The organism is Bacteroides sp. L10-4, assembly GCF_013373675.1.
Lineage (GTDB): Bacteria > Bacteroidota > Bacteroidia > Bacteroidales > Bacteroidaceae > Bacteroides > Bacteroides muris.
Window position 1 is genome coordinate 1 of the sequence record NZ_JABXJH010000079.1, and the last position, 13,268, is coordinate 13,268.

The window sequence follows — 13,268 nt, forward strand, 5'->3', positions numbered from 1 at the left end:
AGATACAAAGATAGCGATTTTATCTGACATTCACAAATAGAATCACTGTTATTTTGATGATAATCAGAGGATTATTCTAAAATTGTTGCTGACCAACCTGATTGTATTCGATTCGCTGAATAGTTACTGATTATTAACACTTTCCCAATAAATCTGCCGGAAATATAATATTTATTAATCTATAGAACAAAAGAAGAAAACTCAAATGCTGTTTTGAGTTTTCTTTCTATATTTGCCCCGTTTTTATTCCGATAATGAATAAGAAGCTGAAGAAGGCCGGTATTAAGAATAAGTAGGGACAGCTTCCGGAAAAGCATTAATTCAAGGAATTTTAAAGAAAGGAAGAAATGGGCGAACACATCAAACATGCCACTTCGCGGTCTGAATTGAGAGAGCGAATCATTAGCGTTGCCGCAGAATTATTTTCCGCATCGGGAATCAAGTGCGTTACGATGGATGAAATAGCCGCTTCTTTGGGAATCTCCAAACGTACGTTGTACGAAGTGTTTTCCGACAAGGAAACTCTGTTGGAAGCATGTATTCTGAGAGAGCAGCGGGAGACGGATGCATTTGTCGTCGAAATCATCAAGAAATCAGAAAATGTGCTGGAAGTGTTGCTGAAACTCTATCTGCGCGGCATTGAGAAATTCCATGCTACAAACAAAAGCTTCTTTGAAGACATCAAGAAGTATCCCAAGGCATGCGAACTGCTGAAATGCGACAATAACCGGAATCACGAAGATGCCATCAACTTCTTCAAACAAGGTGTGTCGCAGGGCATTTTCCGCGACGATGTGAACTTTGCCATCATAGGCTTGCTGGTGCGCAAGCAGTTGGACGTGCTGATGGAAACCGACCTTTGCGACAGGTACTCTTTCCTCGAAGTGTATGAATCAATCATGTTCACCTTCTTACGAGGCATTTCTACGGAAAAAGGAGCGGCTGAGCTCGAGATATTTATCCATGACTATCGTAAAAGGCAACTCTCTGTTGAAGAAGAGAAGAAACAATAAACAAAAATAAACCAATTATTTATGAAGATGCAGAAAATTCGGGTTGGCAAAATGTTGTTGCTGGCGGCGATAATGTTGTCTGTGGGCCATGCCCTGCGGGCACAGGAAGCCAAAGAGACACTGACCCTGAACCTTGACCGGGCTTTGGAAATAGCCCTGAGCGACAATCCCATCATTAAAGTGGCTCAAGAAGAGATTGCGCTGAAGAAAGTGGCCCATAAGGAAACGTGGCAGAACTTGTTGCCCGAAGCGAGTGTTTCAGGCAGTATGAGCCATACCATCACGGCACCGCAGTTCAGTATCGGAGACCAGACTGTGAAAATGGGTAAAGACAAGGCGAATACAGTCACCGGAGCGTTGAACATCAGTCTGCCTCTGTTTGCCCCGACGGTATATCGCGCCATGTCGATGACCAAGACGGACATTGAGCTGGCGGTGGAGAAGTCGCGGGCTTCCAAGCAAGATCTGGTAAATCAGGTGACCAAAGCCTACTATCAGCTGATGCTGGCGCAAGACTCGTATGAGGTGTTGCAAAATAGTTATAAACTGGCGGAAGACAATTTTAATATCGTCAACGCCAAATATCAGCAAGGTGCTGTCAGTGAGTTTGACAAAATTACTGCTGAGGTGCAGATGCGCAGCGTGAAACCGAGTCTTGTTTCTGCAGGCAATGCCGTGACGCTTTCCAAATTGCAACTGAAGGTGCTGATGGGTATTACCGCTGATGTGGATATTGATATTGACGATAGTCTGGCTGCTTATGAAGGCGTGGTGTTTGCCAATCAGCTGGACAACACGGTTCATGAGGGTTTGGCAAACAACTCTACCATGAAGCAGCTGGAACTGAACCGCCTGATGCTTCAGAAGAACATCAAATCGCTGCGTGCCAACTTCATGCCGACCTTAGGCCTGGGATATTCTTATCAATACCAGTCTATGAATAATGACACCTGGAATCTCTTCAACTATAATTATGGAAGCAGTTCCTCACTGGTATTCAATCTGAGCATTCCTTTATATAAGGCAAGCAACTTCACGAAGCTGAAAACGAATCGCATCCAGATGCGTCAGTTGGAGCAGAACCGCATTGATACGGAACGCAAGCTGAATATGCAGATAACGAGCTATCAAGACAATATGGCAGCCAGTTCGGAGCAGGTGTCCAGCAACAAGGAGAATGTGATGCAGGCCGAAAAGGCGGTTCAGATTGCCAGCAAGCGTTACGAGGTGGGCAAGGGAACCGTGCTCGAGCTGAATTCCTCGCAGGTACAGCTCACCGAGGCGGAACTCACTTACAACCAGTCCATATACGATTATCTGGTAGCGAAGGCCGATCTTGACCAGGTGTTGGGTAGAGACTATATCATTAAAAATCAGAAATAAAATAAGAACGACGATATGAAAAAAAGTTTTCAATTAGTTGCCCTGCTGTCTGTAGTCATGCTGGGCGCATGTAGCGGAGGCGGCGAAAAAGTTGCAGCAGAGAAAGTGGACGAGAAACCGAAAGTGAAACTGGCGGGTGTGACCTCCCGTCCGGTAGACCAGATTCAGGAATATACGGCTACCGTAGAGGCTGAAGTGAAGAATAACATCGCTCCCTCTTCACCGGTGCGCATAGACCGCATTTTTGTCGAAGTAGGCGACCGTGTGGCAAAGGGACAAAAGCTTGTCAGCATGGATGCCGCCAGTCTGAAGCAGGTTAAATTCCAGTTGGACAACCAGCGGATTGAGTTCAGCCGTGTGGACGAGCTTTACAAGGTGGGCGGAGCCTCCAAGTCGGAATGGGATGCCGCCAAGATGAACCTCGATATACGCGAAACCTCTTACAAGAACTTGTTGGAGAACACCGCCTTGCTAAGCCCCATTAACGGTGTGGTGACAGCGCGCAATTATGACAACGGTGACATGTACGGTGGTGGCGAACCTGTCCTTGTGGTAGAGCAGATTACTCCCGTGAAGTTGCTTATCAACGTTTCCGAAGGTTACTTTACGAAGGTTGCGAAAGGAGCTTCTGTCACGGTAAAAATAGATGTCTATGGTGATGAAGAGTTTGAAGGCAAGGTAAGTCTGGTGTATCCGACGATTGATTCCGCCACACGTACGTTCCCCGTAGAGGTGCAGCTTGCCAATCGTGACCGGCGCGTGCGTCCGGGTATGTTTGCCCGTGCTACGCTCAACTTCGGTACGCAAGACCATGTTGTGGTGCCCGACCTTGCCATTGTGAAGCGTGCCGGTTCTGGCGACCGCTATGTATATGTCTACAAGGATGGTAAGGTATCTTATAATAAAGTGGAACTGGGTCGTCGCATGGATACTGAATACGAGTTGATTTCCGGTGTGGACAACAACTCTCAGGTAGTCATTGCCGGACAGTCCAAACTTGCCGACGGAGTGGAAGTAGAAGTAGAAAAATAATCAAGAACGGATGATGCGGCATTGTCCTTATTGCCATTATCAGTGGCCTGCCAATTCTTGACTATCAGTTATCAATTATCAATTATCAAATAGAAAAAATGAGTTTATACGAAGGAGCGGTTAAGAAACCGATTATGACCTCGCTCTGCTTCCTGGCAGTGGCGATATTTGGTCTGTTCTCTTTGTCGAAGTTACCGGTAGACCTCTATCCGGATATCGAGACCAATACCATTATGGTAATGACCTCGTATGCGGGCGCCAGTGCGTCGGACATTGAGAACAACGTGACCCGTCCGTTGGAGAACACGCTGAATTCTGTCAGCAATCTGAAACATATCACTTCGCGTTCGTCGGAGAACATCTCTGTGATTACGCTGGAGTTTGAGTATGGCTACGACATTGATGTACTGACGAACGATGTGCGCGACAAGCTGGACATGGTCAGCTCCATGCTGCCCGATGAGGTGGAAACGCCCATCATCTTCAAGTTCAGTACGGACATGATTCCCATCCTCCTGCTCTCCGTGCAGGCGGAAGAGAGCCAGCCGGCACTTTACAAAATACTGGATGACAACGTTGCCAATCCTTTGGCGCGTGTGCCGGGTGTGGGTACGGTATCCATCTCGGGTGCGCCCAAGCGCGAAATCAATGTTTATTGCGACCCCAATAAACTGGATGCCTACGACCTCTCGGTAGAAACCATCAGCTCCGTCATCAGTGGTGAGAACCGCAACACACCGGGCGGTACGTTCGATGTGGGTAGCAACACCTATTCGCTACGTGTGGAAGGTGAGTTTAAAGACCCGAAAGAGATGGAGAACATCGTAGTGGGTACCCACAACGGGGCTTCCGTTTATCTGCGCGATGTGGCAAGGGTGGTGGACTCTGTGGAAGAACGTGCGCAGAAGACCTACAGCAACGGTGTGCAGGGTGCCATGATTGTGGTGCAGAAGCAGTCGGGTGCCAACTCTGTAGCCATCTCGCAGAAGGTAATCGACATGCTGCCGCAGTTGCAGAAGTCTTTGCCGAGCGACGTGAAGCTGGGCATCATCGTCAATACGTCGGACAACATCCTGAATACGATTTCCAGTTTGGAGGAAACCATCATTTACGCCATGCTGTTCGTTATCCTGGTGGTGTTCGTATTTCTGGGGCGTTGGCGTGCCACGGTCATCATCTGCATCACCATTCCGATGTCTTTGGTGGCCTCGTTCATCTACTTGGGCATCATCGACGGCGGTTCGCTCAATATCATTTCGCTTTCGTGTCTTTCCATTGCCATCGGTAATGTGGTGGACGACGCCATTGTGGTGCTCGAAAACGTCACCACCCACATTGAGCGCGGCTCCGAGCCGAAGCAGGCGGCGGTGCATGCCACGAACGAGGTGGCCATTTCGGTTATCGCCTCTACGCTGACGATGATTGCCGTATTCTTCCCGCTGACGATGGTAAGCGGTATGTCGGGCGTGTTGTTCCGCCAGTTGGGCTGGATGATGTGCGTCATTATGACCGTTTCCACCATATCGGCTTTGTCATTCACTCCGATGATGTGTTCGCAGCTCCTGCGTTTGCAGAAGAAGCAAAGCAAGTGGTTCATCGCTTTCTATAAACCCATCCAGCGTGCGTTGGATGCCCTCGATGTATGGTATCAGAATCGTTTGAACTGGGCTGTGCGCCATCGTAAGACCATTGTGGTGGCCTGTGCCGGCTTGTTTGCCCTCAGTCTGATGTGCGCCAAGTACATTGGTTCCGAGTTCTTCCCGGCGGCAGACAACGCGCGCATTGCCGTGAAGCTGCAACTGCCTATCGGTGCCCGTGTGGAGCGTGCGCAGGCATTGGCTTCGGAGCTGACCGATTTGTGGATGAAGCGCTATGAAGGCGTGCTGAAAGTGTGCAACTACACCGTAGGCCAGGCCGACTCGGACAATACCTTTGCTTCGATGCAGGACAACGGCAGCCACATTATCAGTTTCAATATCAGCTTGGTGAGCGTGGGCAACCGTGATGTCACGCTGGAGGCCGTGTGCGATGAAATGCGCCAAGACCTCAAAGGCTATCCCGAACTGGACAAGGCACAAGTCATCATGGGCGGAAGCACGGGCGGCATGAGTGCCCAGGCAAGTGCCGATTTCGAGGTTTATGGATATGACTTCACGGCTACAGACCGCGTGTCGGCCGAACTGAAGGAGAAACTTCTCAACGTGAAGGGCGTGAGCGAGGTGAACATCAGTCGTCAGGACTACCAGCCCGAATATCAGGTGGACTTCGACCGCGAGAAGCTTGCCCTGCACGGGTTGAATCTCTCTACGGCATCGGGTTACCTGCGCAATCGCGTGAACGGTGCCTTGGCTTCCTACTACCGCGAGGACGGTGACGAGTACGACATCCGCGTGCGCTATGCTCCCGAATTCCGTACGAAGATTGAAGACTTGGAGAACATCCTTATCTATACCCCTGCCGGAAAGGCTGTCCGTGTAAAAGACCTGGGCAAAGTGGTGGAACGTTCCGCGCCTCCTACCATCGAGCGTAAGGACCGCGAGCGCATCGTTACCGTATCGGCCATCATCTCCGGTGCTCCGTTGGGCGACGTGGTGGCGGAAGGAAATGCCATTATCGACAAGATGGACCTTCCGAGTGGCGTTTCCATCCAGATTTCCGGTTCGTACGAAGACCAGCAGGAGTCGTTCATGGACTTGGGTACGCTGGCGGTGCTCATCGTCATTCTGGTGTTCATCGTGATGGCGGCGCAGTTCGAGTCGCTGACCTATCCGTTCATCATCATGTTCTCCATTCCGTTCGCTTTCAGCGGTGTGCTCATGGCGCTCTTCTTTACGGGCACCAACCTGAATGTGATGAGCCTGTTGGGAGGCATCATGCTGATTGGTATCGTGGTGAAGAACGGTATCGTGTTGATAGACTATATCACGCTCTGTCGCGAGCGCGGCATGGCTGTGCTCCACTCGGTGGTTACGGCAGGCCGCAGCCGTCTGCGTCCGGTGTTGATGACGACACTTACTACCGTTCTCGGTATGGTGCCGATGGCCGTGGGCCAGGGTGAAGGTGCCGAGATGTGGCGCCCGCTGGGTGTGGCGGTTATCGGTGGTCTGACGGTATCTACCATCCTGACATTGATTCTTGTGCCCGTGCTCTACTGCTCGTTTGCCGGTACCGGTATCAGGCGTGCACGCCGCAAGATAAAGAAAGACCGTGAGTTGAACGAGTATTACCTCACGCATAAGGAGAAGATGACGAAACCCCGCAAACAATAATCCTGTCTTCGCGTCCTTCCTTCCCCGGTGCGGGAGGGCGGGCGCGGAGATGCTTTTTATAACTTATAGAAGAAACAAACAATGAAATCCGTATTTATCACATTCGACCAAGCTTTCTACGAGCGCATCATGGCACTACTCGACCGCCAGAACTGCCGCGGCTTCAGCTATTGGCAGCAGGTGCAGGGACGTGGCAGCAAGACCGGCGAGCCGCACTACGGCAGCCATGCCTGGCCCAGCATGTGCTCTGCCATCATCACAATGGTGGACGATGCCAAGGTAGACCCTCTGCTCGAAGCACTTCATAAGATGGACCGGGAAACGGAACAGCTGGGGCTTCGAGCCTTTGTATGGAACGTGGAGAAGACTATCTGACAAGAGAGTACATCATATCCGAATACTGAACTACCCCTGCCGCAACGATGTGTGTGGCAGGGGTAGTTGCATTCTCAGGCCTCAGACACTTGTTGTGAGAAGCTCTCTCTATACTTGTCGGATTGTCTCTCTCACATACCAAGTCTGTTATATATATTCAGCCTTAAGATATACATCTTGACTGTGAAGATAAACTTTTTCTTTAGGATGAAGCAAACTGTTGACCGGACTGTGTATACTTCGTTATCATATCTGTACCACTCTCTCATAGGAGTGTGACCGGGAGAGGACAAGAGACCCAAGAACCTCATGGCACGGCTTTTCATTTCAAAGAGTTATCGCCCTTCGGGCTAAGTAGTTCGTTAAGAGCCGATCGCTCTGCTGATGTATAGCTGTGCTATCGGCTTTTAACTCCCGATAAACCCCTCCGACTCCCGTAAATGAAAAAGCCGTGGCTTATGATTATTTTTATAATTGGAATATAGCAATCCCCCGTATGAATTCTCTATCTTTGCGGGCACGTAAAAGATAAGTGCATGGAGCATGGAGAAAAGTGTATTGCGACATACGGGATTGTTTGTGTTCATTGTGACGGGCTTATTGCTGTTGATGAACGGGTTGCCGGGATTGACGTGGCGTGGTCGTGTGCTGCGGCGCGTAGACATACTGGGGGATGTGCGTCCTCCTGTCGAAGCGCTGCACGATGCAGACAGTCTGCTTCCTCCTCCGCCTGAGGTGAAACCCGCGTTCGTGGATACCTGCCGTACGGGCATGACTTGTATCGAGGACTACAGCGACTCTACCCTGCGGGGCATGACTGCATTCTACCGCGCCTTGGACGACCTTGCCAAGCGTCCCCGCCATGTGCGTATAGCCTACTTCGGCGACTCATTCATCGAAGCCGACATCCTGACGGCCGACCTGCGGGAAAAGCTGCAACAGAAATACGGTGGTTGCGGTGTGGGCTTCGTCACCATCACCTCCATGACCAGCGGATACCGTCCCACAGTGCGCCACTCCTTCAGCGGGTGGAGCAGCCATTCCATCATGGATTCTGTCTTTTTCGACCGTAGCAAGCAGGGCGTTTCGGGTCATTACTTCGTACCCCGTGCCGGTGCCTACGTGGAACTGCGCGGGCAGACTGCTTATGCCTCAAGGCTCGACACCTGCCGACGTGCCAGCATCTTCTTCTATAACCGGGGCGAAACAACCCTCTCCGTGCAGGTGAACCGGGGCGAGGTTGTCACGCGTTCCTTCCATCCGGTGGGCGATTTGCAGGAAATGGAGGTCGACGGTAACATCGGTTCCGTCCGATGGCAAGTGGAAAAGGCCGATTCCACACTGTTCTACGGGCTTGCCCTGGACGATACGGCAGGCATATCGCTGGACAATTTCTCGTTGCGCGGCAGCTCCGGACTGACTTTGCGTTCCGTGCCCGTGTGGATGATGTGCGAGTTCAACCGGCAGCGTCCCTACGACCTGATAATTCTGCAATATGGCCTGAACGTGGCTACCAAACGGGGGAGTAATTACGACCGCTACATCGCAGGCATGCAGACCACGCTGCAGCATTTGAAAGAGGCTTTCCCGCAAGCAGGCATACTGATGGTCAGTGTGGGAGACCGCGACTATAAGACCGAGGACGGTAGCCTGCGCACCATGCCGGGCATCAAGAATCTGGTGCGCTATCAGCAGAATCTGGCTGCGGATGAGGCTGTGGCTTTCTGGAATATGTTCGAAGCAATGGGAGGAGAAGGAAGTATGGCAGAGATGGTACATGCCAAGCCTTCGATGGCCAATTACGATTATACGCACATCAACTTCCGCGGAGGAAAGCACTTGGCCGGACTGCTGTATGAAGCACTGGTTTACGGTAAAGAACAGTATGACAGGAGGAGGGCTTATGAAGAAGAGTAGGATATGGCGCTTTTGCCTCTTGTTTCTGTTCTTGGGGTTGACGGGAGCCCCCTTGGGAGCGCAGGACAAGGTTCCGGAAACGCTTTGTCCGCAGCTTGTGGCAGCGGATTGCGATACGCTTCTCACCTGCAGGCAACGCACGGACACGGTGCCGGTGCCGCTTGTCACCCTTCCGCCTGCCTTCCGGGAAGTGCGCGAAAATTGCCTGACGGACAGCATCGGTGTGCTCAATGCCTTTTGGGAGAAACTTCGCCTGCTGCGCCTCGGCGCCTCTGCCGATACGGTGCGCATCGTCCATGTGGGCGACAGCCATATCCGCGGGCATATCTTTCCCCGCACTGCGGGCGAACTGATGCAACGGGTTTTCGGTGCGCTGACCTCTACGGATGTGGGTATCAACGGTGCGTTCTGTGTTACCTTCACCCGCCCCGACCGCGTGGAAGAGATTGCTGCCTTGCATCCTGACCTGCTGATTCTTTCGTTCGGGACAAACGAGAGTCACAATCGGCGCTACAACGCCTTGCTGCACCGCCGCCAGATGGACGATCTCGTGCGTATGCTTCGCGACCGCATGCCCGGTGTGCCGATGCTGATGACCACGCCTCCCGGCTCGTACGAAAGTTTCCGCCAGCGCAGACGGAAGCGGACGTATAAGTTGAACCCGCGTACTGCCGTCGCTGTGCAGGAAATTCTCAGGTATGCCGATGAGAACGGGTTGGCCGTGTGGGACATGTACGGAATATTGGGCGGCATGCGCCGTGCCTGCCTCAATTGGCAGGAAGCAGGGCTGATGCGCCCCGACCATGTACACTATATGCCCGAAGGATATCACCTGCAGGGCGAGTTGCTTTTTCAAGCCTTATTAAAAGCCTATAATGATTATGTGGAATATTGACGGATTGTTTTCTACGCTTAACATAGACCCGGAGCGGTTGCGCAGTGTGTTCATATACGACCCTCAGGCACCGATGATTTTCAGTAGCGGTATCTTTCTCTGGTTGTTTGCCGCCTTCATGCTGGTCTATCTGGTGTTGCAGCATCGCGCTACGGCACGTCTGCTGTTTGTCACTCTGTTTTCCTACTACTTCTATTACAAGAGTAGCGGCACTTACTTTTTCCTGTTGGGGCTTGTCACCGTTTGCGATTTCTTTATTGCCCGGCTGATGGTCCGCGAACCGGTTCCTTTGCTGCGCAAGGCGTGGGTGGGGGTCAGCCTGAGCATCAATCTGGGCTTGCTGTGTTATTTTAAGTACACCAACTTCCTGGGCACTTTCCTTGCCTCGCTGACAGGGGGACTCTTTGAACCGCTGGACATATTCCTGCCTGTGGGCATTTCTTTCTTCACTTTCCAGTCGTTGAGTTACACGATAGATGTGTACCGTCGCCAGATAACGCCTCTGACCAGTTTGCTGGATTATGCTTTTTATGTCTCTTTCTTTCCCCAGCTGGTGGCAGGACCTATCGTGCGTGCACGCGATTTCATTCCGCAAATCCGCCGTCCGCTGTTTGTCTCCAAGGAGATGTTCGGGCGTGGAATCTTCCTCATTGTCAGTGGACTCTTCAAGAAAGCGGTCATATCAGACTATATCAGCGTCAATTTTGTAGAACGTATCTTTGATAATCCTACTCTCTATTCGGGGGTGGAGAATCTGATGGGGGTCTATGGCTATGCCTTGCAGATTTATTGCGACTTCTCCGGTTACAGTGATATGGCTATCGGCATTGCCTTGTTGCTGGGCTTCCATTTCAATATCAACTTTGATTCTCCTTATAAGTCCGCTTCCATTACGGAATTCTGGAGGCGGTGGCATATTTCGCTTTCCAGCTGGCTGCGCGATTACCTTTATATCTCTTTGGGTGGCAACCGGAAGGGGAAAATCCGCCAATATGTCAATCTCATCATTACCATGTTCCTGGGTGGCTTGTGGCATGGCGCTTCGTGGAATTTTGTCCTTTGGGGGATGATGCACGGCGTTGCGCTTGCAGCCCATAAGTTCTGGATGACGCTTACCGGGCGTAAGAAGGGGACGGAGAGCCGTGGCATCCGCCGCTTCTTCGGAGTGCTTGTCACTTTCCATTTTGTTTGTTTCTGCTGGATATTCTTCCGTAATGCGGAGTTCTCCACATCAATGGATATGCTGAAGCAGATATTCACAACTTTTCGTCCGCAGCTCTTCCCGCAGTTGGTGGCAGGCTATTGGGAAGTTTTTGCATTGATGGCATTGGGATATTTTCTGCATTTTGTGCCCGACAGTTGGGAACGTGCCTGCACAAAAACAGTAATCCGCCTCCCCTTATTGGGAAAGGCGCTACTGATGCTTGCTGTAATCTATCTGGTCATTCAGATGAAAAGTTCGGAAATACAGCCGTTTATCTATTTCCAGTTCTGATTATTACTGCTCAGTCGCTGTGGAGTCTGCCTGCTGTCGGAAAGGTTCCCGGTAGCTGAGTCCGGTGGCAGTTAATGGCTGTTCTCTCTATCCGCAAGGAGGTAAGATAGAAACTGTCGGTGGTGTAATTGATACTTCCTACGGGTACGGTCAGTCCGCGTGTCGGGATTGCTCTCATCCAGGTGCTCTCGCCCTCTCTCAATCCGGCATTTCCTTTCTTGTGGGAATTCGGTGGCAGAGGTGGGGGCATATAAGCGGGCAATGGCAAAAAAACACGGCTTCCTGCCGTCAAACCGGGACAAACTTTATAACTTTGCAGCATACGACATAAAAATCTATTTATTATGAACTGCAAATCCTTGTTTTTTCTGGTTGTTTTTTCCCTGGCCCTTATATCAGGGGTGTTTGCTCAGAAGAAAGTTTCTATCCTTGGTGATTCCTATTCCTCCTTTTACGGTCATGTCTCTCCTGCCGCCAATCTCTGCTGGTATGGAGTTCCCGGCGAAAAGAAGGAAAATGATGTGACGAAGGTGGAGGAGACCTGGTGGCACCGTTTCATCCATGAGCACGGCTTTCAGTTGGAACGCAACAATTCCTATTCCGGTTCTACCGTCTGTCATACCGGTTACGAGAAAGCCGATTACTCCGACCGTTCTTTTATCACCCGTATTCATAACCTCGGTGTCCCCGACATAATCTTTGTTTTTGGTGGTACCAATGACAGTTGGGCAGGTGTCCCCATTGGCACATACCAATATAATGGTTGGATGAAAGCCGATTTGTATAGCTTCCGCCCTGCCTTTTGCTATCTGCTTGCATCTCTCAAGCAGCTCTATCCTGCGGCCAAGATTTATAATATTACCAATTCTGAATTATCCGAAGAGATAACTGATTCCATGGATGAAATTTGCCGGTACTATGCCATCGAGAATATTCGTTTGCACGACATTGATAAACAATGGGGGCATCCTTCTGTACAAGGAATGCGGTCTATCGATGTCCAGGTTTGGGAGTCTGTCTCCCCGATATTGGAGCCTTCTGTTCCTTGGCCTGCCAAGAACTAAGGAGAGGCCCATTGGGAGTTATCCTTGTTCTATCCCGATTTTTGATTATCCCAATTTGTATTAGAGCCTGTTTAAATTTTCTTCAGCATTCTTTTAAGAGTTCTTTTTGAGGATGTTTTTCTGTCCTAATGAAGAGCATAGCGGGCTATGTGACGAATAGAAACAGAAAAACAGACCGGAAAGAAGCTTGGGAAGAAGCTGAAAAAACTTTTTGAAGAAAATTTACCCCGGCTCTTAATCCTTTCTTTATTGTGTTAATTAATTCCCCTTGTCGGTTTTGACAGTGATTTTTTTTTGTAGTTGTTTTCCTTGTTTTGTGGTTATTGGTTGTCTCATGCTGTCCTGTCCTCTTCACCCGCGTTCGTTCAGAGTCTTCCCGTCCGTTTCTCGTCGTCAGGGGTATCTGTTCGTCTGGGTATTTGCATTGATTTGTCGGTTCCTGGGTTATTCTCCGACGTGTTTCCTTGTTTTTTGTATTCATATCGATGGTTGATTGTTCGGTATTATCTCGCTCGTATATATATAATGTGTTCCTTACTTTTCTGTATTCTTTTTCCTTCAAGGATTATGCTTTAAAACATATCTGGCAGTCAGTATTTTATGGAAAAGTTTTCAAAAATCCTCAAAAAAAGCTTGTATATATTTTGCAGATGTCCTTAAAAGCTCTACTTTTGCATCCGCTTTCGGGAACGAGGGCGGCGATAGTTTGACATTCTGACAGCAAAACGGAGCTATAATCTATCATTTTTCTTCTCTTTGCCATAGGTTCCTTTCGGAGCTTGGGTCTTGGAAAAGAAAAAAGAAAAAAAAACTTCCGGAAAAATT

The 13,268-nt window shown here is 50.1% G+C and carries 10 protein-coding genes; 9 read left to right on the forward strand and 1 reads right to left on the reverse strand.

The genetic code is table 11. The features are described 5' to 3' along the window. Nucleotides 1-347: 347 nt before the first annotated feature. From HU824_RS17735 to HU824_RS17770, 8 genes are all read left to right on the forward strand, one after another. Nucleotides 348-1,013: a TetR/AcrR family transcriptional regulator gene (locus HU824_RS17735; RefSeq protein WP_136010265.1), complete on the forward strand. Its 666-nt coding sequence runs from the start codon at nucleotides 348-350 to the stop codon at nucleotides 1,011-1,013. Nucleotides 1,014-1,034: 21 nt separating this feature from the next. Beyond that, nucleotides 1,035-2,396 carry a TolC family protein gene (locus HU824_RS17740; RefSeq protein ID WP_136010266.1) on the forward strand — a complete coding sequence of 454 codons (1,362 nt, stop codon included), beginning with the start codon at nucleotides 1,035-1,037 and terminating at the stop codon, nucleotides 2,394-2,396. A 15-nt stretch (nucleotides 2,397-2,411) separates the two neighbouring features. Further along, nucleotides 2,412-3,428, forward strand: a complete 1,017-nt coding sequence (locus HU824_RS17745) for an efflux RND transporter periplasmic adaptor subunit (protein WP_136010267.1) — start codon at nucleotides 2,412-2,414, stop codon at nucleotides 3,426-3,428. A 98-nt stretch (nucleotides 3,429-3,526) separates the two neighbouring features. Beyond that, nucleotides 3,527-6,697: an efflux RND transporter permease subunit gene (locus HU824_RS17750; protein ID WP_176469565.1), complete on the forward strand. Its 3,171-nt coding sequence runs from the start codon at nucleotides 3,527-3,529 to the stop codon at nucleotides 6,695-6,697. A gap of 81 nt (nucleotides 6,698-6,778) precedes the next feature. Next, nucleotides 6,779-7,072, forward strand: a complete 294-nt coding sequence (locus HU824_RS17755) for a PG0541 family transporter-associated protein (protein ID WP_136010269.1) — start codon at nucleotides 6,779-6,781, stop codon at nucleotides 7,070-7,072. A 543-nt stretch (nucleotides 7,073-7,615) separates the two neighbouring features. Then, on the forward strand, nucleotides 7,616-8,989 hold the full coding sequence (locus HU824_RS17760) for an SGNH/GDSL hydrolase family protein (protein ID WP_176469566.1): 1,374 nt from the start codon (nucleotides 7,616-7,618) through the stop codon (nucleotides 8,987-8,989). Further along, nucleotides 8,976-9,884, forward strand: coding sequence for an SGNH/GDSL hydrolase family protein (locus HU824_RS17765; RefSeq protein ID WP_255260557.1), 909 nt, complete (start codon nucleotides 8,976-8,978; stop codon nucleotides 9,882-9,884). Before HU824_RS17760 ends, HU824_RS17765 begins: the two co-directional genes overlap by 14 nt. After that, nucleotides 9,871-11,379: an MBOAT family protein gene (locus tag HU824_RS17770; protein WP_176469568.1), complete on the forward strand. Its 1,509-nt coding sequence runs from the start codon at nucleotides 9,871-9,873 to the stop codon at nucleotides 11,377-11,379. The genes HU824_RS17765 and HU824_RS17770 overlap by 14 nt, the downstream gene beginning before the upstream one ends. Nucleotides 11,380-11,389: 10 nt before the next feature. Here the strand turns inward: HU824_RS17770 and HU824_RS17775 are convergent, their stop codons facing one another. Next, nucleotides 11,390-11,701, reverse strand: coding sequence for a hypothetical protein (locus tag HU824_RS17775; RefSeq protein ID WP_176469569.1), 312 nt, complete (start codon nucleotides 11,699-11,701; stop codon nucleotides 11,390-11,392). 22 nt (nucleotides 11,702-11,723) lie between these two features. On the opposite strand from HU824_RS17775, the gene HU824_RS17780 reads away from it, so the two are divergent. Continuing rightward, nucleotides 11,724-12,443 carry an SGNH/GDSL hydrolase family protein gene (locus HU824_RS17780; protein ID WP_176469570.1) on the forward strand — a complete coding sequence of 240 codons (720 nt, stop codon included), beginning with the start codon at nucleotides 11,724-11,726 and terminating at the stop codon, nucleotides 12,441-12,443. Nucleotides 12,444-13,268 lie beyond the last annotated feature (825 nt).

Coding starts and splice junctions, on each gene's coding strand:
- HU824_RS17745 (WP_136010267.1), top strand. CDS start 2,412: ATGAAAAAAAGTTTTCAATTAGTTGCCCTGCTGTCTGTAGTCATGCTG.
- HU824_RS17770 (WP_176469568.1), top strand. CDS start 9,871: ATGTGGAATATTGACGGATTGTTTTCTACGCTTAACATAGACCCGGAG.
- HU824_RS17755 (WP_136010269.1), top strand. CDS start 6,779: ATGAAATCCGTATTTATCACATTCGACCAAGCTTTCTACGAGCGCATC.
- HU824_RS17735 (WP_136010265.1), top strand. CDS start 348: ATGGGCGAACACATCAAACATGCCACTTCGCGGTCTGAATTGAGAGAG.
- HU824_RS17780 (WP_176469570.1), top strand. CDS start 11,724: ATGAACTGCAAATCCTTGTTTTTTCTGGTTGTTTTTTCCCTGGCCCTT.
- HU824_RS17765 (WP_255260557.1), top strand. CDS start 8,976: ATGAAGAAGAGTAGGATATGGCGCTTTTGCCTCTTGTTTCTGTTCTTG.
- HU824_RS17760 (WP_176469566.1), top strand. CDS start 7,616: ATGGAGAAAAGTGTATTGCGACATACGGGATTGTTTGTGTTCATTGTG.
- HU824_RS17740 (WP_136010266.1), top strand. CDS start 1,035: ATGAAGATGCAGAAAATTCGGGTTGGCAAAATGTTGTTGCTGGCGGCG.
- HU824_RS17750 (WP_176469565.1), top strand. CDS start 3,527: ATGAGTTTATACGAAGGAGCGGTTAAGAAACCGATTATGACCTCGCTC.
- HU824_RS17775 (WP_176469569.1), bottom strand. CDS start 11,701: ATGCTGCAAAGTTATAAAGTTTGTCCCGGTTTGACGGCAGGAAGCCGT.